18 protein-coding genes are annotated in these 22,039 nt (G+C 46.8%); 9 read left to right on the top strand and 9 right to left on the bottom strand.

What is annotated here, in order from left to right:
• Positions 1 to 158 precede the first annotated feature (158 nt).
• Positions 159 to 1,463: an outer membrane channel protein TolC gene (gene tolC, locus JQC93_RS13630; protein ID WP_205158978.1), complete on the top strand. Its 1,305-nt coding sequence runs from the start codon at positions 159 to 161 to the stop codon at positions 1,461 to 1,463.
• Between the two features lie 105 nt (positions 1,464 to 1,568).
• On the opposite strand, the gene hldE is transcribed toward tolC, so the two are convergent.
• The 4 genes from hldE to JQC93_RS13610 all read right to left on the bottom strand — a co-directional run bounded on the left by hldE (position 1,569) and on the right by JQC93_RS13610 (position 9,066).
• Positions 1,569 to 2,999, bottom strand: coding sequence for a bifunctional D-glycero-beta-D-manno-heptose-7-phosphate kinase/D-glycero-beta-D-manno-heptose 1-phosphate adenylyltransferase HldE (gene hldE / locus JQC93_RS13625; RefSeq protein ID WP_205158977.1), 1,431 nt, complete (start codon positions 2,997 to 2,999; stop codon positions 1,569 to 1,571).
• Positions 3,000 to 3,109: 110 nt separating this feature from the next.
• Positions 3,110 to 5,968 (bottom strand): bifunctional [glutamate--ammonia ligase]-adenylyl-L-tyrosine phosphorylase/[glutamate--ammonia-ligase] adenylyltransferase, encoded by a 2,859-nt coding sequence (gene glnE / locus JQC93_RS13620; RefSeq protein ID WP_205158976.1) that lies wholly within the window; start codon positions 5,966 to 5,968, stop codon positions 3,110 to 3,112.
• Between the two features lie 111 nt (positions 5,969 to 6,079).
• A complete protein-coding gene (locus JQC93_RS13615) occupies positions 6,080 to 7,336 on the bottom strand; it encodes a methyl-accepting chemotaxis protein (protein WP_205158975.1) in 1,257 nt (418 codons plus the stop codon).
• Positions 7,337 to 7,545: 209 nt separating this feature from the next.
• Positions 7,546 to 9,066, bottom strand: coding sequence for a CYTH and CHAD domain-containing protein (locus JQC93_RS13610; protein ID WP_205158974.1), 1,521 nt, complete (start codon positions 9,064 to 9,066; stop codon positions 7,546 to 7,548).
• 202 nt (positions 9,067 to 9,268) lie between these two features.
• Here JQC93_RS13610 and JQC93_RS13605 point away from each other — a divergent pair, with 202 nt between their 5' ends.
• The 3 genes from JQC93_RS13605 (at position 9,269) to JQC93_RS13595 (ending at position 12,023) form a co-directional block, all read left to right on the top strand.
• Positions 9,269 to 9,949, top strand: coding sequence for a TIGR00153 family protein (locus JQC93_RS13605; RefSeq protein ID WP_205158973.1), 681 nt, complete (start codon positions 9,269 to 9,271; stop codon positions 9,947 to 9,949).
• A gap of 61 nt (positions 9,950 to 10,010) precedes the next feature.
• On the top strand, positions 10,011 to 11,270 hold the full coding sequence (locus JQC93_RS13600; protein ID WP_205158972.1) for an inorganic phosphate transporter: 1,260 nt from the start codon (positions 10,011 to 10,013) through the stop codon (positions 11,268 to 11,270).
• Between the two features lie 141 nt (positions 11,271 to 11,411).
• On the top strand, positions 11,412 to 12,023 hold the full coding sequence (locus tag JQC93_RS13595) for a TIGR04211 family SH3 domain-containing protein (RefSeq protein WP_205158971.1): 612 nt from the start codon (positions 11,412 to 11,414) through the stop codon (positions 12,021 to 12,023).
• Between the two features lie 108 nt (positions 12,024 to 12,131).
• Here JQC93_RS13595 and JQC93_RS13590 read toward each other — a convergent pair whose 3' ends face one another.
• Entirely contained in the window at positions 12,132 to 14,381 is a 2,250-nt protein-coding gene (locus JQC93_RS13590) for an AAA family ATPase (RefSeq protein ID WP_205158970.1), read from the bottom strand.
• Positions 14,382 to 14,483: 102 nt separating this feature from the next.
• Between JQC93_RS13590 and JQC93_RS13585 the strand changes: the two genes are divergently transcribed.
• The gene (locus tag JQC93_RS13585) at positions 14,484 to 15,722 is read left to right on the top strand and encodes a multifunctional CCA addition/repair protein (RefSeq protein ID WP_205158969.1); all 1,239 of its coding nucleotides are present in this window, start codon (positions 14,484 to 14,486) and stop codon (positions 15,720 to 15,722) included.
• A gap of 70 nt (positions 15,723 to 15,792) precedes the next feature.
• On the opposite strand, the gene JQC93_RS13580 is transcribed toward JQC93_RS13585, so the two are convergent.
• The 3 genes from JQC93_RS13580 to folB are packed head-to-tail and all read right to left on the bottom strand — an operon-like array spanning position 15,793 to position 17,438.
• On the bottom strand, positions 15,793 to 16,596 hold the full coding sequence (locus tag JQC93_RS13580; protein ID WP_205158968.1) for an undecaprenyl-diphosphate phosphatase: 804 nt from the start codon (positions 16,594 to 16,596) through the stop codon (positions 15,793 to 15,795).
• Positions 16,597 to 17,088: a 2-amino-4-hydroxy-6-hydroxymethyldihydropteridine diphosphokinase gene (gene folK, locus JQC93_RS13575; RefSeq protein WP_205158967.1), complete on the bottom strand. Its 492-nt coding sequence runs from the start codon at positions 17,086 to 17,088 to the stop codon at positions 16,597 to 16,599.
• Entirely contained in the window at positions 17,085 to 17,438 is a 354-nt protein-coding gene (gene folB, locus JQC93_RS13570; protein ID WP_205158966.1) for a dihydroneopterin aldolase, read from the bottom strand. Before folB ends, folK begins: the two co-directional genes overlap by 4 nt.
• Before the next feature lie 121 nt (positions 17,439 to 17,559).
• Between folB and plsY the strand changes: the two genes are divergently transcribed.
• Positions 17,560 to 18,147 carry a glycerol-3-phosphate 1-O-acyltransferase PlsY gene (gene plsY / locus JQC93_RS13565; RefSeq protein WP_205158965.1) on the top strand — a complete coding sequence of 196 codons (588 nt, stop codon included), beginning with the start codon at positions 17,560 to 17,562 and terminating at the stop codon, positions 18,145 to 18,147.
• Between the two features lie 31 nt (positions 18,148 to 18,178).
• Here plsY and tsaD read toward each other — a convergent pair whose 3' ends face one another.
• Positions 18,179 to 19,210: a tRNA (adenosine(37)-N6)-threonylcarbamoyltransferase complex transferase subunit TsaD gene (gene tsaD / locus JQC93_RS13560; RefSeq protein WP_205158964.1), complete on the bottom strand. Its 1,032-nt coding sequence runs from the start codon at positions 19,208 to 19,210 to the stop codon at positions 18,179 to 18,181.
• A 213-nt stretch (positions 19,211 to 19,423) separates the two neighbouring features.
• Between tsaD and rpsU the strand changes: the two genes are divergently transcribed.
• The 3 genes from rpsU (at position 19,424) to dnaG (ending at position 21,983) form a co-directional block, all read left to right on the top strand.
• Complete coding sequence (rpsU, locus tag JQC93_RS13555) at positions 19,424 to 19,639, top strand: 30S ribosomal protein S21 (protein WP_001145625.1); 216 nt, start codon at positions 19,424 to 19,426, stop codon at positions 19,637 to 19,639.
• 35 nt (positions 19,640 to 19,674) lie between these two features.
• Positions 19,675 to 20,118 (top strand): GatB/YqeY domain-containing protein, encoded by a 444-nt coding sequence (locus JQC93_RS13550; RefSeq protein ID WP_205158963.1) that lies wholly within the window; start codon positions 19,675 to 19,677, stop codon positions 20,116 to 20,118.
• 107 nt (positions 20,119 to 20,225) lie between these two features.
• Positions 20,226 to 21,983, top strand: a complete 1,758-nt coding sequence (dnaG, locus tag JQC93_RS13545; RefSeq protein WP_205158962.1) for a DNA primase — start codon at positions 20,226 to 20,228, stop codon at positions 21,981 to 21,983.
• Positions 21,984 to 22,039: the final 56 nt, after the last annotated feature.

The raw sequence follows: 22,039 nt of genomic DNA, 5'->3' as shown, positions 1-22,039 counted from the left end.
ATTACTTTAAAAGCGGAGTTGAAAGGTGATAGAGATCCCTAATTTACACTAAACTTCTTAGAGTTAACTATTATTAGCATTTCAACTCTTGACCCATTTACTGTAGAGTTGAAATCAGCACAATTCTTACATTTACTCATCGGATCCGAGTTTAAAACATGAAAAAACTAGTCGCATTAGCTGTAACTGCAAGCCTTGCAAGTCTCCCGACTTTTGTCACCGCAGAGGATCTTGCTCAAGTTTATACTCAAGCCAAAGATAATGACCCAACAATTCTGAGATCAATTGCTCAGCGCGATGCCGCTTTTGAAGCAATTACCTCTAGCCGTTCTACCCTATTGCCTCAAATTAATTTAACGGCAGGGTACAATTACGCAAATAGTACTTCTGATGTTACAAGCCAACAGCTGTCTGCTGGTATTGGTTTTTCACAAGAACTTTATAACCGTTCAAGCTGGATTAATCTCGACACCGCTGAGAAACAAGCACGTCAAGCAGACTCTGCCCTTGCAGCACAGCAGCAAGATCTAATCTTACGTGTTGCAACCGCTTATTTCGAAGTGCTTCGTGCACAAGATGCTGTGGTTTTTGTCCAAGCAGAGAAAAAAGCCGTTGCTCGTCAACTCGACCAAATGAAGCAGCGTTTTGAAGTAGGATTATCGGCAATTACTGATGTACACGAAGCGCAAGCTCAATACGATACCGTATTGGCAGACGAAGTGGTTGCTCAAAACAATTTGGTGAACAGCTACGAATCACTGCGTACTATCACCGGTCGCGATTACCAGTCACTTGATATCCTAAATACTGATCGTTTTTCTGCTAGTGCACCAGGCGACACTGTCGATTCACTAGTACTGCAAGCAGAGCAAGAAAACTTATCGCTTCTGGCTGCAAGAATTAGCCAAGACATCGCTCGTGACCAAATTGAGCTAGCAAGCTCTGGTCATTTACCTAGTCTATCTCTAAGCGGTGGCTATGATGTAGGTCGCGGTGAGTCAGATTCTTATGACTGGACAACGTCAGACCAATACAACATTGGCATCAACTTGTCTGTCCCTTTGTACACCGGTGGCAACATCACCTCACAAGTGAAACAAGCTGAGTTCAATTATGTTGCTGTGAGTGAAGACCTTGAGGCTGCGTATCGCGAAGTTGTGTCAGGCGTTCGTGCTTCTCGCAACAATATCAATGCGACAATCGGCTCTATCCGAGCATTTGAACAGCTGCAAGTTTCTGCTAAATCTGCACTAGAAGCTACCGAAGCAGGTTTTGAAGTGGGCACACAAACTATCGTTGAAGTGTTGGATGCAACACGCCGTGTGTTTGAAGCCGATCGTAACCTTGCAGATGCACGTTACAACTACATCATTAGCGTATTGAACCTGCGCCAAGCAACGGGCGCGTTGAGCGAGCAAGATATCCTAGATATTAATGCAGGATTGATGAAGCCTACTTCATAATTCTTTATCTAATAAAAAAACCGCAATTCTTTGAATTGCGGTTTTTTTGTATCTATTGGGACACAATTGCTGGATTGCCAGTTAGGCTCCGAGCGCAATTTTACGCTACCCCTTACCACCTTTGATGGCGTTAATGATTTCGGAGGTAGAGCAACCATCCTCAAAGTTGAGGACTTTAACTTCACCACCAGCAGCAATCACTTCTTCACCACCCGCAATCTCTTCAGGTTGGTAATCTCCGCCTTTAACCAATAGATCAGGCAGTACACTTGCAATCAAACGCTGCGGTGTTTCTTCTGCAAATGGAACCACCCAATCAACGGCCCCAAGCCCAGCTAAAACCGCCATACGACGATCCGTTGGGTTTACAGGTCGACCAGGTCCCTTGAGAATTTTTACAGACTCATCGGTGTTCACGGCCACAATCAGCAAGTCTCCCAACTCTGCAGCATGGTTAAGATAGGAAACATGGCCAGCATGTAAAATGTCGAAGCAGCCATTGGTCATGACCACTTTTTTACCGCGCGACTGAGCTTTTTTAACCGCTTCAACCAGCGATTCTTCGCTCATTACACCAAAATCGGAATCGCGACTACCATGAACCGCTTCCGCCAATTCAATAGTCGATAACGTAGACGTACCCAATTTACCCACAACCACACCGGCAGCTGCATTAGCAAGTGCGCAGGCTTCATCCAGTGGTTTTCCTACCGAAACTGATGCCGCAAGCACTGAGATGACTGTATCACCAGCACCGGTAACGTCGTACACTTCTTGGGCTTGAGTCGCTAAATGGAAAGGGTCATAGTTTCGACGCAGCAGAGTCATACCATGTTCACTGCGTGTCACTAACAACGCTTCAAAGTCAAACTGCTCAATGAGCGCCATGCCTTTGCTCACCAAATCGGCTTCATCTTTAACCTTCCCAACCACCATTTCAAATTCAGTCAAGTTTGGCGTTAATAAAGTGGCGCCACGGTAGCGTTCAAAATCTGCCCCTTTAGGGTCAATAAATACAGGAACATTATGTTCACGTGCTTTATCGATAATCGCCTTTGAGTGCTCTAACGCCCCTTTTGCATAATCCGATAAAATCACCGCTTTACAATGCGACAGCGCGGTGTCCATACGATGCGTAATTGCAGACAAATCGGTATTTTCAAATTTGTCTTCAAAATCGAGGCGGATCAGCTGCTGACCGCGGCTCATCACGCGTAATTTGGTGATTGTAGGATGCGTATCGACAGATATAAAATCACAGTTAACGTTCAGTGACTGCAAAGTGTCCGTTAATACCGCAGCGGGTTCATCATTACCGGTAAACCCAACCAAGTGAGAATGACCACCGAGCGCGGCGATATTCATGGCGACGTTCGCGGCACCACCTGGGCGTTCTTCGTTCTCTTCAACTTTCACAACCGGTACGGGCGCTTCTGGTGAAATGCGTCCAGTTGGGCCATACCAGTATCTATCCAGCATGACATCGCCAATAATCAATACGCCAGCGTCGGCATATTCAGGCAAAATCGGTTTCATTATTTTCTCCACTGGGGGTTTAGCGAGAGTGTAGCACAACTCATTTTAGTTAATCACTTTAGAGGGTTAGCTTTAGCGCTAGCCCTCCTTGTTTGGTGAGAATTTAACCATTAGTTCTCAGTTTCAAGCCATTGCTTCCAGGCCGTTTTAATGACTTCTCGGTGCTCGGTAAAGCGTGCTTCGTCAACGTCGGCATCTTGATTTAGCAAGTTGCGATGATGGATCTCATCTCTTAGTTCGGTATAGGCTAGGTTAAGTGCTTGCTGTTGCGTTTGCGTAAAAATATCCAACTGCGCTAAGGTTTCAAAAATTCGAACATTGTCCGACCACGTCACCAACTCGGGATGTTTGTGCGCAAGATCCAACACCAAAAACTGCGCAATAAACTCAACATCAGTGATCCCACCAGGATCTTGCTTGAGCATAAAGCGACCGGCCTTTTTGCCACCAAGGTGATCACGCATTTTCACTCTCATATCGACCACGTCTTTGCGCAGTTTATTACTATCACGCACTTGGCAAAGCACCTGTTTTCGAATATCGGTAAACGCATTTTGCAAAGGTTCATCGCCATATATCATACGTGTACGTACCAGCGCTTGATGCTCCCAGGTCCAAGCTTCTTGTAACTGATACTCTAAAAACGCTTCTGTTGGGCTGACCAACAGACCAGACGCTCCTGATGGGCGCAGTCGAGTATCAACTTCATACAAAATGCCCGACGCTGTACGCACAGAGAAGATGTGTATGATGCGCTGAGCAAGCCTTAAGTAGAACTGTCGAGCATCGATCTCTTTTTTACCGTCGGTGTAACTGTCTAGTGGACTATCGTGCAAAAAGACGATATCGAGATCCGAGTTATAACCCAGCTCCCATCCTCCCACTTTGCCATAGCCAATCACCGCAAAACCTTTACCATCGCGTTGTGCTAGGTGACTGGGTTCACCATATTTTTCAGACAGTTGTAACCACGCTTGATGCACAACGGCATCGACAATAGCTTCTGCGAGTGAGGTTAAGTGATCGCTCACTTTCATCACTGGCAATGCACCCGCAATGTCGGCCGCTGCAATACGCAATATGCAGACTTGTTTAAACTGGCGCAGCCCTTCCATTTGCTGCTCCATATCATCTTGCGGAATGCGCGCTAAAAAGTCTCTAAGCTCCCTTTTATAACTGCTCAGTTCAACCGGGTTATACAGATGTGCAGGATCGAGAAGCTCATCCAGCAAGATAGGGTATTTACCCAGAAGTTCTGAAATCATCGGGCTGGCTGTACACAGCCTAACCAACTGCGACAGCGCTCCAGGGTGCTCATCTAGCAGCTCTAAGTACGTAGTACGAGTAGAAATCCTATTGAGTACGTGAAGCACTCTTGGTAAACCAAATTCGACATCTGCGTTAGAAAAGGCCTTTTCAAACAGCTTCGGCATTAAATGGTTTAACACCTCTCGGCCGCGGGGGCCTAAAGTTCGTTTGCTGAGCTCCTGTTTAAACTCAATGATCGTGCGTGTCAGCGATTCAGCTGCTGGGTGCCCGAGATCGCTTTCAATCACGCTTATTACCAGCTCCCTGTCTGCTGCGTTATCCCACATTTCAGCAAAGTGTCTTGGCACTGCAACGTCACTGTCTTCTTCTTCGTCACCAATCAACTGCTCAAATACAGAATGAACTTGCAACATGTTGTCACTTACTGCAGCGCTTAGCTGTGACCAATCCTCATAACCCATTGCATAGCTTAGACGTAATCGGTTGAGATCATCTTGAGGTAGGGTCTGGGTCTGTTTATCGTCGAGCGCTTGCAGAAGGTTTTCTAAGCGACGTAAGAATCGGTAGCTGTCTGCCAGTTGCGTTGCCTGCCCATCGTCTAACAATTGCAGATCGTCTATCGCTTTAAGCGTGATCAATAGCCCGCGCTCACGCAGTTGAGGCTCTCGTCCACCACGGATAAGCTGAAACACCTGAGCAATAAATTCTATTTCTCGAATGCCTCCTGCCCCCAACTTAATGTTGTCTGTTAAACCACGTCGACGCACTTCACTGCGGATCATCCCTTTCATTCGGCGCAATGATTGTATCGCGCTAAAATCGATATAGCGTCTAAACACAAAAGGGCGAAGCATTTTGCGCAAACTTTGGTATTGCGGGTACATTTCTTTGCCCATGACTCGCGCTTTGACCATGGCATAACGTTCCCAGTCCCGGCCTTGCTCTTGATAATAATCTTCTAAGGCAGAAAAACTCATCACCAAGGGGCCACTTTCCCCAAAAGGACGCAATCGCATATCGACGCGATAACAAAAACCATCAAAGGTTTGCTGATCCAGCGCTTTGATCACTCTTTGGCCAAGGCGAGTGAAAAACTGCGCGTTCGCAATAGAGCGGCGTGCCCCCTGAGTTTCGCCGTTTTCTGGGTAGGTAAAGATAAGATCGATATCCGATGAGAAGTTTAGCTCTCCTCCACCCAGTTTCCCCATCCCAATCACCAGCATAGGTTGAGGAACACCTTTCTCATCCACAGGAGTCCCCCATAGATTACAACAGAGCGTGTATTGCCAATTGTATGCCTCGACGATCAGTGATTCGGCAAGCTCAGACAGTTGCGTTAAGCTTGGCTCGACGTCCCAAAGCCCCAAGAAGTCTCGCCACGCAATATAGAACATTTCACGATTACGTGTTTTTCGTAATACTCGTAAGCCTTGTGGTTCATCATTGCAAGTCGCCAGTTGCTCGGCAAGGGAGGCTCGATAATCGATGCTGTCAACGTCGCGCGACAGCCAGTCAGGGAGCACCTGCACAAATTCAGCGTCTCTTTGCAGCACTTGCATGCAAAACGGGCTTAGGGCCAACACGGCCTTCAACTGCTCAATAAACTCTGGTGTCCAGTGCGAAGTGCAGTCGGAATAAAGAGATTCAAGCTCGGCATAATGTTTGTCTGCGAGCGAGTTGAGCGTGCTGGGTAATGGCATCGGCTTTCCTTAAGCAATAATGAACGGTCTACTGTAGTTATAACAAAAAATGTTCCATAAAAAATGCCCACTCCGTCAGAGTGGGCATTTGGTCTCGCACAATGTTAGCGATTAAACCGCAAATCGGCTTACTCGGCTGTTCAGCTCTTCCGCGCCTTTTTGAATAAAGTGCGAACTTTCCTCAAGCTCAGAAACCGTAATAACAGTGATTTCTACAATCTCTTTTACTTTCTCAACGTTTCGGCTCATTTCTTCCGCAACTGTCGATTGCTGCTCTGCGGTAGTGGCAACTTGATAGTTCATGTCGTTAATTTGGTTCACCTGCTCAACAATGCCGTCGAGCTCGCCACCTGCGCTGCTGACCAAATCCACACTGTCAGCGGTATCAACAACACTTTTTTCCATTAAACCAACGGCGCGATTCGCACTGTCTTGCAGCTGAGTGATCATGTCTTGGATTTCAACGGTGGCTTGCTGAGTGCTCTGAGCCAGTTTACGAACTTCATCGGCAACGACGGCAAAACCTCGGCCAGCATCGCCTGCTCGCGCGGCTTCAATTGCGGCATTCAGTGCCAACAAGTTCGTTTGCTCTGAAATGCCTTGAATGGTTCCTACCACACTGCTGATCGCTTCAACGCGCTCTTCAACTTGGTTAACTGCGCCGGCTGATTGCGAGATATCTTTCGACAACGCCGTCATTTTAGCGACCGTGTCTTGTACAAAACGTTGACCCGTTTCAGCTTGAGTAGCAGCGCTCTTAGTTACATCAGAGGTACCACGAGCATTGTCTGCCACCGTTTGTACCGTTTGCGCCATTTCACTCATTGCAGTCGCCAGCATTTCAATTTGACCGTACTCTTCTTCAGAGGCTTGCTTGGTCTCAGCCATACTATTGGTCATCACTGATGTCATCTCTTTGGTCTCTTCAGAGGAATCGCGCTGAGCACGAATTGTGTCACTGAAGGTCACACGCATCTTTTCAAGGTTACGTGCGACATCGCCAAACTCATCTTTACAATCCATTATGATGGGCTTGGTGAGATCTTGATTGGCTAGGTGTGAAATGGATTCTTGTAGATAGGTAAATTGAGCGTTAAGCAACTTTGCTGCCCCCAACAATACCACGCAAAAAATCACCAATAACCCACCGGTTTGCAGCACCGCATTTTTTACGTAATCGACGTAAAACTCTTGGGCAACCACAGGATCAGACGTCGCCTCTAAAACATAACTGTGAAACAGCGATGCGTCCCATGTTTGCTTAAGAACCAACAAGATTGTACTGAGCACCATGAGTAGTACCATTTTATTGGTAAAGCGAACATCTGTGATCACTTTTTGCCATGGTTTGAATGTCATTTTTTGCATTGCGAGACCCCGCCTAAGGTTGTGCGCTATATTATTTTCGTGATGACCTGTGAATAAAAGCTTATCGTTAAAATGGTTGTCAAAAGTTATCACTATCCATTGCGCATATCGGCGACGATTCGATCAACTTTAATCAAATGCACCAAAAAAGCCTTACTGATCACAGTAAGGCTTTAAGGGCGAAATAATGAGTAACAGTATGTTTCAATCTAATCCTCGCGCCAATACGGTCTAGCTTCTAGACTGCTGGTGCGAGTTTGTTCCATTGCGTGTAAAATGGAGCTTTGCTGACGAGCCAGCCAACGTTCTAGCTGCTCTTTTTCGTCGCCTTCTAGCGCCGCCAAATAAGGCGTCAAAACATCCAACTGAACCAGATCGTGAATGCCTTCTAACAAATCATGCCATGGCAGTCGAAAACGCATTCGCTCTTCTTTATCGTATATCGAAGCGAAGCTAATCCCGGTATATAAGCACCGGCTTAACTTGTAATACTCTTTTTTATAGGCTTGAGCATCAAGGAAGGTTTCGACAGGAAAAGTGTCCATCAACTCTTTCCACGTATAGTCGAGTTGCTGTTTCGAAAATGCTTTAATTGAACTGGCTAACAATTTACGCGCTTTGTCATCCAAAAATGGTTGCCAGCCACGCGTGAGTAACCAACGATTAAGATCCAGAATAAGGCCTGTATAGCGCGCAGATGCAAACAGAGCCAATACTTGATCTCGATTTGGCAATTGCTGGCGTTCGTGTTTGAGCTGTTTGACCAACACTTTTTTAGCATCGAGCTTACGTAATACATGCCCTTTATCTTCTGTGAGTTCATCAATGCACTGATAGCGATACACCCACTCCAACTCTTGCTCTAACCACTTTAGCTCTTGCCTTAATATGGCACTGGCGCGACGGGGGACTATCTCACCGTACATCGCCAATATGTGTCGTATGTAACTGGTGGAGTTTCTAACTTCAATCAAGGCTTCAATCGAGTCCAGTTCTGTATACACCTCATCGTGATACAGCCACTGAGACAAAGCGTGCTCTAGTGAATTAATAAGACAATCTTCTGCAGAGTCGTCAAAGCGAGTATTTACAAGGGTAATTGGTTTAGGTTCTCGTGCTGGCGCATCAAATGCCAAGCGATAGCCGCGGGCTGCTTTGCTCATGTTACCCAGTCGCATACCACCAGACTCAGATAGTTCACGAGCAAGAGAGAACAGCGCATCGGTTTGCCCCGACTTTAACTCGAGCTCTACTTCGCAAATTGGAGATTGTTTATCGCCAGCTTCAACAACGCCTTGATCAAATGCTACTTCTATTTGGCTGCCATCTGTGGTTCCTACCAACCATTGCTCGCGCATAAAGTTAGTTTGGAAGAGAGGGGCAAGTTGGTCTTGAAGCTGTTCAAGATCGCGCTGCTCTGGCCAGATGTCTTCGGGGTGAAGATTCACATCAGGCTGGTCCGAATCGATAGGTGCATTAAACTCGGGGCGCTGATGCAATCCAGCCACCACTCGGCCCGCCGTTTTTACAGTTTGTACTCGAGCGCCTTCCACAGAACGTATTCGCATGCCGATATCGTGTTGACGTAACCAATTGTCTGGCGTGTCGAAGTAGATATTACCTAGCTCTCTACGGCTGTGCTGTAACACTTTATGTTGTGCGATTTTTTTGCGTAACACGTCAGCAAATTCTGGTTCTACAAAAAACTTCAGCTCTATTTCTGTTTCCATACCTTTCCTATAACACTCGTGTCGACAGACTAGAATCTATTATGCGCTAAAACGAATCGAATTTTTAGCCACTGTTTATGATCTAAAACAGTTTTAAATAGTAGGGGATTAGGATAACATTCGCGCCTTTGTAGACTGCTGTCGATTTATTCACCTACTATTAGAGTTAGACAGTTAGGTTCAATTAAAAGGTTTGTATACCATGCCAGTAAATACCATCATGGGGTTATTCGCAAAATCCCCTATCCAACCGCTGCAAAAGCATGTGGTTTGTGTCAATGAGTGCTGTTCGCACCTATTAACCTTCTTCGAAGTATGTGCACAAGGAGACTGGGAAAAAGCCGCAGAAATACGCGCGCAAATTTCTCACCTGGAAAAGGAAGCCGATGTACTGAAGCGTGAAATCCGACTTTCACTGCCCCGTGGGCTATTTTTACCCGTTGATCGTAGCGACATGCTCGACCTACTAACTCAACAGGACAAACTCGCCAACATAGCAAAAGACATCTCAGGTCGTGTACTTGGTCGTCAATTGCAAATTCCTCAAAACATGCAAGATGGCTTTAACGCTTATCTTCAACGTTGTTTAGATGCTGCGCAGCAAGCTCAAAAAGTAATTAATGAGTTTGATGAGCTACTTGAAACAGGCTTCAAAGGCCGTGAAGTTTCTTTGGTTGAAGAGATGATCCATCAATTGGATTTGATTGAAGACGACACCGACAGCATGCAGATCGAACTTCGCCAGCAACTGCTTAAGCAAGAAGCCGAGCTTAACCCAATCGACGTGATGTTCTTATACAAGACATTAGAGTGGGTAGGCGGCATTGCCGATCAAGCTCAACGTGTTGGTTCACGCTTAGAGCTTATGCTATCTCGCACTTAGTTTTTTAAAGCGCTGCGCGAACTGCGGCGCTAAGTAATTTGAATAAATTGTAGGAATGACAATGGATATCATTGCAAACCACGGCACCACGCTCATTATGATTGCTGCCCTTTTCGGCTTCTTAATGGCAATCGGTATTGGTGCAAACGACGTAGCTAACGCTATGGGAACCTCGGTCGGTTCTAAAGCTCTGACCGTGAAACAAGCGATTATCATCGCAATGATTTTTGAATTCGCTGGCGCTTACTTGGCCGGTGGTGAAGTAACCGACACTATCCGTAAAGGCGTTATCGATACAACGTTGTTTATCGATAAACCAGACATATTGGTCTACGGCATGATGTCTGCCTTATTGGCCGCGGGTACATGGTTATTGCTTGCTTCTTTCATGGGCTGGCCTGTTTCTACTACACACTCAATCATCGGTGCAATCATCGGTTTTGCTTGTGTTGCTGTAGGCACAGAAGCGGTAGATTGGGGTTCAGTGCAAGGCATCGTAGGGAGCTGGATAATTACCCCTCTGATATCGGGCTTTTTCGCCTATATTATCTTCGTGAGCGCACAACGCCTCATTTTCGATACCGATAACCCACTGATTAATGCAAAGCGTTTTGTGCCTGTTTACATGTTCATGACCACGATCATCATCTCTTTGGTGACAATCACAAAAGGTCTAAAACACGTTGGACTTGAGCTAAGCAATGGCGAAGCGTGGTTCTGGTCTGCTGCAGTTTCTGGACTAGTGATGCTATGTGGCTACCTGTACATCAACCGCCGTTTTGCCAACCGTGAAGATGACCATAGCTTTGAAGGCGTTGAAAGCATTTTTAGTACACTAATGGTAATCACGGCGTGTGCTATGGCTTTCGCCCACGGCTCTAACGATGTTGCTAACGCCATCGGTCCACTTTCTGCGATTGTTTCAACAGTTGAAAACGCTGGTGAGATCATGGATAAAACGCGTATCGCTTGGTGGATCTTGCCACTAGGTGGTATTGGTATCGTTGTTGGTTTGGCCACTTTGGGTCATAAAGTAATGGCAACCGTTGGTACTGGTATCACTGAACTAACACCAAGCCGCGGCTTTGCTGCACAGCTAGCGACTGCCTCTACGGTAGTTCTGGCCTCTGGTACAGGCCTTCCTATCTCGACAACACAAACGCTAGTGGGTGCTGTGCTAGGTGTTGGTTTTGCTCGCGGTATTGCTGCACTTAACCTTGGCGTGGTACGAAATATTGTCGCGTCTTGGGTGGTTACGCTACCAGCCGGTGCTGGTTTGGCGGTAATCTTCTACTACTGCATGCTGGCTTTTGTCTCTTAATGTAAAACTTGTGTCAAAAATTAGATGCAACATCAGAAATAGGGAGCTTTGTCTCCCTATTTTGTTGCAGCGCCAGCAAAATATTCTTACTATTTGAAAAGAGAAATCGACGCTCGCGCCTATCATTAACAAGGATCGATTGTGAAAAAACAATTTTTTGTACTGCTAGCCCTCTTACTTGCACTTCCTTCTGCTTTTGCTCAGCAGTATTTTATCGCCGACAAGCTTTTTACATACATGCACGCTGGCCCCAATAACACCTACCGTATTATTGGCAGTGTGAATGCTGGTGATAAAGTCACATTCATTAGCAACAATAACGGTACTGGATATACCCAAATTCAAGACAGTCGTGGCCGTAAAGGCTGGGTTGAGTCTAAGTTTGTTTCTCAACAAGAAAGTATGGCCGTTCGCCTACCACGCATTGAGTCTGAGCTCGCAACGGTAAAAACTGAGCTTGAGAAAGCGCGTAATACCGCCGATCAAGAGCAGGCAGGGTTAATCAGTTCTCTCGAAGCGCGCAATACTCAAATTGCCGAGATGGAACAGAACTACTCTGAGATCAGCCAAAAGCTCACTGCGGCACAAACTGAAGTAAGAAACCTTACCGCTAAGCTAGACACTCAAAAAGAGGATCTACTGCTTAAGTACTTCATGTATGGTGGTGGTGTAGCGGGTGGTGGTTTGCTGTTGGGTTTGATTTTGCCACATGTGCTACCACGCAGAAAAAAATCACCAAACGGCTGGGCGTAATATCCTAGGCTAATTAAGTGACACATTGAATACGTAAATAAGGCTTGCCAATCGGCAAGCCTTATTTTTTGGTTCGTTACTAGGAGTGCTGGATTTTACTTAGTGTGGCTAACGCCACTCAAACAGGGCTGGAAACTCTATCTGCTGCCCATCGAACTCGATCACCACATATCGTGGGGCAATCTCAACGACCTTCACTTCTTGGTCTAGCCACTCGCCTTGTTGCAACTCTTGACCATTGACCTTAACCCATCGTTTTTGAGGGTCACTGGCGTACATATGAGTTTGAAAGTCCATTGTAGGAAGACGCTCAGTGAGTTGCGGATCGGCGCTCTCTATCTTAACTCTTTCGCTCGACGGCGCCGAAGGCAAGGCTTCCGAGCTCACTTCTGGTGTGTTCTCAATAGCGTTGGCGACCATCCTGGCAATGTCGGGATCAAGTTCATCCAGGTTAAGCTCTTTAAGATCAAAGTGTTCACTGCCATCTGGCTGAGCAGGAATAACTACCGGCTGCGGCGTCACGCGGTCAGAGGTGTCAAACTGTACCGCTGACTGCGCCTCAGACACAGACAAGCTAGCTAACGAAGCAAGTGTCGGTAGCATAAGCTTTAACGCTTTATCCTCAACCATAATGTCTGAATCAACGGGGATAATGCGCGTCGACGGCGCTGCACTATTGGCGGCTTTATCCAGAGCTTTAAGCGTCTGATTGCCAACCACACCATCCACGTCCAGACCTTTCCATAATTGGAAGGCTTTTACTTTGTTGGCCAGTATAGAATCAAAGCTATTATTCAGTCTGGTCGGCTCGCTTAACGCCAGCGAAACTTGATCCTCAAGAACTTGTATTTGCTCACTTTGCTGACCTTGTTTCAGCGGTGCCTGCAAGGCGCTATACCAAAGTTCAATGAAATCCCCTTCCCAGTATTGCTCAATCCACTCTTTCTTTACTCGAAGGCGAGCCTCATCAAACAATATATCTACCGCATCATTATGAATGGCATACACAACCCCATACTTCAGCTGATCATCATGACGTAATGTCAAAATGACTGGCCGTTGGGTCTGCACGACTTGCTCCCAACTCCCTTGATTTACTACGCATCGAAATGGTAAAGGCACCTGCGAGCAGCTTGATGCCATAATTGACGCTTGATATCCCCACAGCTGAAACAGCCGCTGCATGGCGATGATTTCACTATTAAAGCGAGGATCAACATCCACCAACCAGTCAGGGGTCAAAACCTCGGTGACAACACTGGTTTGTGCATCGCTCACAACGTCAAACGATTCACTTAACCGCTCTTGAGGCTCCGGCAACTCTGGAGCAATCTCTTGATTGCTAGTCTGCTCATTCTCAGACACAGTCGTTGCCACTAGCTCAACGGGTTCTATGGGTAATTGAGTCGCAGTTACATCGCTTTGGCTTGCACTATTGTTCGTAGACTGAATAGTGGCTAATGGTTGATACCACCACCACGCGGTGACTGCGCAGGCTGCGACAACTGCCGCAGTAACCGCTTTAAGTGGCCACTGTCGGCCTGTAGTGGGCGGATGTTGGTATTGATGCAACATCACAGATTCTATCGCTTCTGCGACATAGGGCTTGCTGACTTGAGTCGCTCCTGCCATATAAGCGAGCTGTAAGGATTTGTCAGCAATCAAATTTATGAGCCGTGGCACCTGAGCCGCTTTCGCAATTTGTTTGGTTTGCGTCGCCATCAGGATTGGCTGATTTGCGCCCGCTTTGGTCAACCGGTGTTGAATGTAGGCTTCGACTTCATGAGGTTGCAGGGCCAGCAAATGATAACGGCCAGTGATGCGCTGCGCGAGTTGACGTAACTCTGCGGTTTGTAGACGCTGCTGAAGCTCTGGTTGCCCAATAAGCCACACTTTAAGCAGTTTATGAGGGCCAATTTCAAAATTTGTCAGCAGCCTTAGTTGCTCCAACGCAAGCACCGACAAGTGATGAGCTTCGTCTACGACTAGAAGTGGCTGAATACCGCCTTCAAACAGTTCGGTTAAGTGCTGCTTTAACTGCTCGACCAGAGGTCTGTTCACATCGATTGGACACGAAAATTGCTCGCAAATACTTAATAGCAAGTCGTGCTCAGACAACTTAGGATTTACGATAAGTGCAACTTGAGTATGCTCTGATAGATCTTCCAGTACCGATTTGCAGACCAAGGTTTTACCGGTGCCAACTTCGCCCGTTAACATGGCAAAACCGCCTCCCGCCGCAATACCCGACTTAATATGAGCGATCGCTTCTTTGTGTCGCTCACTTAAATAGAGAAACTGCGGATTGGGGACAATTGAAAATGGCTCTTCATTTAGGCCAAAATGAGACAAGTACATAGAAGGCGTTGTTCACAGTTATCATTCACATATCAGTAGAGGCAAAGTATCATTGCACGCTAGAAAGTAAAGGTCGGCACACTTTTTTTGGGAACATAACAAATGGCACAAGTAGGAACCGTCTACCTCGTGGGCGGCGCAGTACGCGATCAATTGCTCGGCATTGACAACTATGACCAAGATTATGTGGTGGTAGGTGCGACGCCAGAAGAGATGCTAAAAGCAGGCTATCAAGCCGTGGGTAAAGACTTCCCGGTATTCCTGCACCCCAAAACATCACAAGAGTATGCACTAGCGCGTACTGAGCGCAAAAGCGGGCAAGGCTACACTGGCTTTGAGTGTCACTTTGCCCCCGATGTGACGTTAGAAGAGGATCTCCAACGTAGAGACCTCACCATCAATGCCATTGCCCAAGACAGCCTAGGAAAACGCTACGACCCGTACGGTGGCGAGCAGGACCTTAACAATCGTGTATTAAGACATGTCTCTGAGGCATTCAGCGAAGACCCGCTTCGCGTACTTCGTGTCGCTCGCTTTGCCGCCAAACTCGACCACCTTGGTTTTACTATCGCAGCAGAAACCCAGCAGTTGATGAAAGAGATTGCCCAAAGCGGTGAACTGAAAACACTGACGCCCGAGCGTGTATGGAATGAGTGGCACAAATCGCTTTCTACACATTCACCTCAGCGCTTTTTAGAAGTACTGCGAGATTGCGGAGCCTTGCATGCACTGATTCCAGAGATCGATGTGTTATTTGGAGTGCCACAACCAGAAAAATGGCACCCAGAAATTGACACCGGCATTCATACATTGATGGTCGCAAAGCAAGCTGCTGAGTTAACTGACAATGTGCAAGTTCGCTTTGCCGCTCAAGTGCATGACCTAGGCAAAGGGATCACTCCCAAAGAAGAGTGGCCCAGCCATAAAATGCACGCGCAAACCGGTGTAGCGCTGATTAAAGATTTGTGTGAAAGACTCAAAGTGCCCAATAAGTTCAAACAGTTAGCTATGGTGAGTTGCAAACAGCACACCAATATCCATCGCGCGATGGAACTCAGGCCAGAAACGTTTATCAAGGTTTTGACTCAAATAGATGTATGGCGAAAACCTGAAGCCCTTGAGCATGTTTTGCTGGTATGCAAAGCAGACCATCAGGGCCGATTAGGGCTAGAAATCCAACCTTATCCACAAAAGAGTCGATTTGAACAGGCATTTAAAGCCGCCCAAAGTGTGAGCATTCCACCAATCATTGAGGCAGGATTTCAAGGGGCAGACATTCGACAAGAACTGGATAGGCGCAGACTAGAAGCGGTCAGAAAAGCATTGAACCCCGATCGCTAAAGACTCAATAGCGACACAAAAAAAGCAGCTGGTTTACACCAAAGCTGCTTTTTTATTTCCTGCTAAGCCTCTATTGCATGGTCAAAAATGCAAATAGACCAATACCCAGAGCTAATCGATAAATCACAAATGGCGTCATACCCATTCGAGAGATCAATTTTAGGAAAAAGTGAATACACAGATAAGCGCTGATAAAAGACACCAAGATCCCCAGTGCAATAGGGCCCCACGCGACCGCTTCACCACTTGCGACCAACTTAGAGCCTAAGTAAGCACCCGCTAAAAAGATGATTGGAATCGACATCAAAAATGAGAACCGAGCGGCGGCTTCGCGGGTAAACCCAAGATATAAAGCAGCGGTAATAGTAGCTCCAGAACGAGAGGTTCCTGGAATCATCGCCATCGCTTGCGCAAGACCGCATATTAGCGCCTGTTTCCATGTGGTTTGATACTCATCTTGGTTTTGCGGAGCATTTTTGTCGGCATACCAAAGCAGTAAGCCAAAGACGATAGTCGTAATGGCAATCACGTACGCGCTGCGAAGGTACAGCTCAATCAAATCATTTAGGAACAGTCCCGCTAACCCTGCTGGAATGGTCGCTAAAATGATCATCCAAGCAAGTTTAGATTCTTTAGTATGTTCTTTCTTAAACACAGACTCGAAGAACGCGCGCAGTAGCGTCACCACTTCGTTTCTAAAGTAAATCACCACCGCCGCTAACGTACCAACGTGCACGGCCACATCAAACGCAAGACCTTGATCATCCCAGCCTAAAACCGCTGAGGGCAGGATGAGGTGAGCAGAACTTGAAATGGGCAAAAATTCAGTCAGGCCTTGAATTAAGGCTAAGAAAAAGGCTTCGAAGTAACTCATTTAGCAATCCAGTTGAATGGGAGTAATAGGTTGTTGTACCAATAATTGATGCTGTCGTTGTTCCCATAATTGAGAGATGGAGGTCACCGTACCTGGAATGACCAAGTTCGGAGCTAACTCATACATAGGCAACAGCACAAACGCAAACTGATGAATATCCGTCCTCGGTATTGAGGGATTATTAGAAATTAGGTCGTTAAATAGCAGAATATCAATATCGATGGTTCGATTTTGGTTCTTTTCGGCCAGTGCAGGTCGGCCTAGCGTAAACTCAAGCTCGCGACAAAACGTTGCAACTTGCTCAAGCGATAGCTCAGTCTCCATTTCGACCACAAGATTCACAAACCTTGGCCCGTCAAAACCAACGGCGTCACTTTGATAGGCTGCAGAGCATCGGACCTCAGAGCTAACAGCCTTGATTGCTGCAATCGCTTGAACACAATGCTTTAGAGGCTCTATATTGCTGCCGAGCCCTAAATAGACACGATTCAACGCTCACCTCGAGTAATCACAACACCCACACCAGCAGCCTGTGCAACCGCTCCTGGCTTGGTCAGTTTGATTTTCACCCAAGGCACTGAGAATTGAGTACGGATCAACTCGGCAACTTCTTCAGCCACACGCTCAACCAATAAAAACTGCCCCGATTCGATATGCTGGATCACCGCTTGAGACACCGAGAAATAGTCCAATGCATCACTCACATCATCACTTTTTCCTGCTGGTGCATTGTCGTGCGCCATTTCAATGTCGAGCACCAATTTTTGCTTAATGGTCTGCTCCCAATCGTAAACACCAATGGTGGTAATGACTTCCAGTTGCTGTATAAATACCGAATCCATAACAATTCCTAATAAAAAGACGATTTTTGAGGTCGGATTCCTCAACATGTCGCGATGGCGTAATATACTACACCTTGAACCTAAACATACTCAATCATCTAGACAAAATGTAAGGAAGCGTATGTCCGCACTGACACTAATCATGATCGTTTTTTCCTACTTGCTAGGCTCGATCTCGAGTGCAGTGTTGATTTGTCGTGTGTTTGCTCTTCCTGACCCTCGTAAATCGGGCTCGGGAAATCCTGGCGCAACCAATGTGTACCGTCTAGGAGGAAAGACGCCAGCGGCGCTGGTATTACTGTGCGACATGCTAAAAGGGACCATACCGGTTTGGCTTGCGTACTACTTGAACATCACCCCATTCTTCTTGGGCGTGATTGGCATAGCAGCGTGCTTAGGACATATTTACCCTATATTTTTTCATTTTGATGGCGGGAAAGGCGTAGCGACGGCCATTGGGGCGATTGCGCCTATTGGTCTCGATTTAACAGCAATGCTAATGGGGACTTGGTTAGTTGCAGCGTTCATTTTTCGATTTTCATCGCTTGCGGCGATTATCGCGGCGCTGCTGGCACCGTTTTATACTTACTTAATCAAACCTCAGTACACCATGCCTGTGGCTATGTTGTGCTGCCTGATCATCTGGCGACATCAAGACAACATTAAAAGACTATTTGAAGGCACCGAGCCCAAAGTAGGAAAGCGCTAACCCATGTAGCGCTTTCGCTTGTTTCTCGCCTCTAGCTTCTCGCCTCTTCCTTCACGGGCGTTAACTGGTCAATAGGCCAGCGCGGCATCGCCTTAACCGACAACGGCGCTGTATCGCCATTTTTGAGGCGCTGCATACCTGCGTACGCAATCATTGCTCCATTATCGGTACAAAACTCTGTACGCGGATAATAGACGTCGCCACCGATTTTATTGGCTAACGTTTCAAGCTCAATTCTTAACTGTTTGTTCGCGCTTACACCACCAGCAATAACCACGCGTTTTAGCCCAGTTTGTTGAAGAGCGCGTTTACACTTGATCACCAATGTCGCACACACTGCTTCTTGAAATGCGTGCGCAATATCAGCGCGAGTCTGTTCGCTGTCGTCGTTAGCTGAAATAGTATTAGCTGCAAAGGTTTTAAGACCGGAAAAGCTCATATCAAGCCCAGGTCTGTCGGTCATTGGGCGAGGAAACTTAAAGCGACCAGGTGTCCCTTTCTCGGCAAGGCGAGAGAGTAATGGCCCACCTGGGTAATCGAGCCCCATTAACTTGGCGGTTTTATCAAACGCTTCACCCGCGGCGTCATCAATGGACTCACCTAAGATGGTGTAGTCACCAATATTTTTCACTTCCACAATCATAGTGTGTCCACCAGACACCAACAGCGCTATAAAGGGAAACGGAGGAGGATTATCTTCCAACATAGGGGCCAACAAGTGCCCTTCCATGTGATGAACAGGTACTGCCGGAACATCCCAAGCGAACGCCAAACTGCGACCTATGGTTGCGCCCACGAGCAGCGCACCCACCAAGCCTGGACCTGCGGTATAGGCCACGCCATCAATATCGTCCTTGGTTAAACCTGCTTCTTTTAACGCTTCGCGAATCAGAGGTAAGGTTTTTTTAACGTGGTCACGAGAAGCAAGCTCAGGCACGACACCGCCGTAGTCTGCGTGCAGCTTGATTTGGCTATACAGCTGGTGAGACAATAGCCCTTGCTGGTCGTCATAGATTGCGACGCCCGTTTCGTCACAGGAGGTTTCGATACCTAAAATGCGCATGGTGAATCCAAATTACTAAAAACTTTGGCGAATCTTACCTGTTAATCCTCGACCAAACAAATATTGCTGATTTTCTCGCACCAAATGCTTTACAAAGCCCCTCTGTTCGGATTAAAATTCCGCACCATTTTTGATCTAGCTGACACTTTCTCGCTCAATGTTGAGCAACATGAATCGTCAGCACAAACGAATAACCCCTGAGGTGAAAGGCATATGCCAGTAGTTAAAGTACGTGAAAACGAACCGTTCGACGTTGCACTACGTCGTTTCAAGCGCTCTTGCGAAAAAGCAGGTATCCTTTCTGAAGTGCGTCGTCGTGAGCACTACGAGAAACCAACTACCGTTCGCAAACGCGCTAAAGCAGCAGCTCAAAAGCGTCACGCTAAGAAGCTTGCTCGCGAAAACGCACGTCGCGTTCGTCTTTACTAATCAACAAACTGACGTTTAGTCACTGAGGTTTGATGATGGCTCTTATTGAAAGACTCAAAGAAGAGCAAAAATCTGCGATGAAAGCCAAGGACAAACCGCGCCTTGGCACAATTCGTTTAGCTCTATCTGCTATTAAGCAACGTGAAGTCGACGAGCGTATTACGCTAACGGACGACGACATTACTGCTGTTTTAGTAAAAATGGTTAAACAACGTCGAGATTCTGTCGCTCAATTTCAACAAGCAAATCGTACTGATCTTGCTGATGTTGAACTGGCCGAAATTGCTGTGCTAGAGGATTTTATGCCTCAACCGCTTAGCGATGATGAAGTGGGCGCGCTTATTGAAGCTGCGATTGCCGAATCTGGTGCTGCGGGCATGCAAGACATGGGCAAAGTAATGGGCGTATTGAAGCCACAGATTCAAGGACGCGCAGATATGGGGAAAGTCAGCGGACTCGTTCGCTCAAAACTTGGCTAACCCCACCCCGGTTTAGAACAAGCCGTGCTATTCTAAGAATGCACGGCTTGTTTTGTATCTAATGTCCTTATTTCTAGTGAAAATTTTACGGAGACAACCTTAAAGTCATGGCTGGCCATATTCCACGTAGCTTTATCGATGACCTCCTAAATCGCGTAGATATTGTCGATATCATCGACCCTCGCGTAAAACTAAAGAAAAAAGGTAAGAACCACGGCGCGTGCTGCCCATTCCATAACGAAAAAACCCCCTCCTTTAGCGTAAGCCAAGAAAAACAGTTTTATCACTGTTTTGGGTGTGGTGTGCATGGTAATGCCATTGATTTTCTTATGGAGTATGAACGACTAGACTTTGTTGAAGCCATCGAAGAACTCGCCTCTTTTTCCGGTGTCGAAGTCCCTCGAGAAGAGCGTTCTGGAAACTTTCAAAAAGGTCCTACCGCCAACAGTGAGCAGAAACGTTCACTGTATGATTTGCTGGGCTCCATCTCTAACTACTATCGCAGCCAACTCAGCCAAGCCAGTGGCAAAATAGCCATCGACTACCTAAAAGATCGCGGTCTTTCAGGTGAGGTGGTGAAAAAGTTTGGCATTGGTTGGGTCGCAGACGAGTGGGACTCCGTTCGCAAGAACTTTGGCCAGCAACCGGCGACTCAAGAGATGTTAGTCAGTGGCGGCATGCTCATAGAAAACGATCAGGGCAACCGCTATGACCGTTTCCGTGGTCGAGTGATGTTCCCTATTCGCGATCGACGTGGACGCGTCATTGGCTTTGGCGGTCGTGTGATTGGCGATGGTACGCCCAAATACCTCAACTCACCAGAAACTCCTATTTTCCATAAAGGCAAAGAGCTGTATGGATTGTACGAAGTACTGCAAGCGCACCGCGAGCCGCGTGAAGTGCTTGTTGTTGAGGGGTATATGGATGTCGTGGCACTTGCTCAGTTTGATGTTGACTATGCGGTTGCGTCACTAGGCACGTCCACCACCGGCGATCACCTACAGCTGCTGTTTAGACAAACCAATACTGTCGTCTGTTGTTATGATGGTGATCGCGCTGGCCGAGAGGCTGCTTGGCGAGCATTAGAAAATGCGCTGAGCTATCTGAAAGATGGCAACACCTTAAAATTCATGTTTTTGCCCGATGGTGAAGATCCAGATTCGTACATCCGTAAACATGGAAAACAAGAGTTTGAGGCGCAAATTGCTTCTGCGACCCCAGTTTCGGAATATCTGTTCGATAATTTGCTCACCCAAGTTGACTCAGGTAACGAAGAAGGCAAGGCAAAACTCGCGGCACTGGCCAAGCCACTCATTGGTAAAATCCCATCCGATGCGTTAAGACAGCAACTCACCAAACGGCTTGGGGAGCGCATCGGTATTTTTGATCAGCGCCAGTTGAATCAAATGGCTCAACCGAGCGAGAAAAAGTCGACAATTCCACGACCTCATCAAGAGATAAAACGCACCCCAATGCGAGAAGTGATAGCGTTGCTACTTCAGCACCCTTCGTTCATCGAATTGGTCCCGAATCTTGATGCTGTTCGTGATCTAACCGTGCCTGGATTAAGTTTATTGTGCGAAGTGGTTGATATTTGTGTAAATACCCCCAATATCACCACTGGTCAGTTACTTGAGAATTGGCGCGGAACAAAACATGAGTCTTTGTTGTTTCGATTAGCGGCGTGGGATATCCCACTCGACGAAGACAACGAACAAACAATATTTATCGATTCATTGGACAAAATATTCGCCCAATGCGTTGAAAAGCAAATAGAAAACTTGCAAGCCAAAGAGAGAAGTGTCGGCTTATCAGTCGATGAAAAAAGGGAGCTAGTCGCATTGATGCTAGACTTAAAGGCATGAATCCCTATCGAATGGCGCGTCAAGTGATATTTTGCTATAATGAGCGGTCTGCATTT

Origin of the sequence: Vibrio ulleungensis (genome assembly GCF_016900875.1) — a bacterium.
Lineage (GTDB): Bacteria > Pseudomonadota > Gammaproteobacteria > Enterobacterales > Vibrionaceae > Vibrio > Vibrio ulleungensis.
This window is presented reverse-complemented; position numbering and strand designations above follow the sequence as displayed.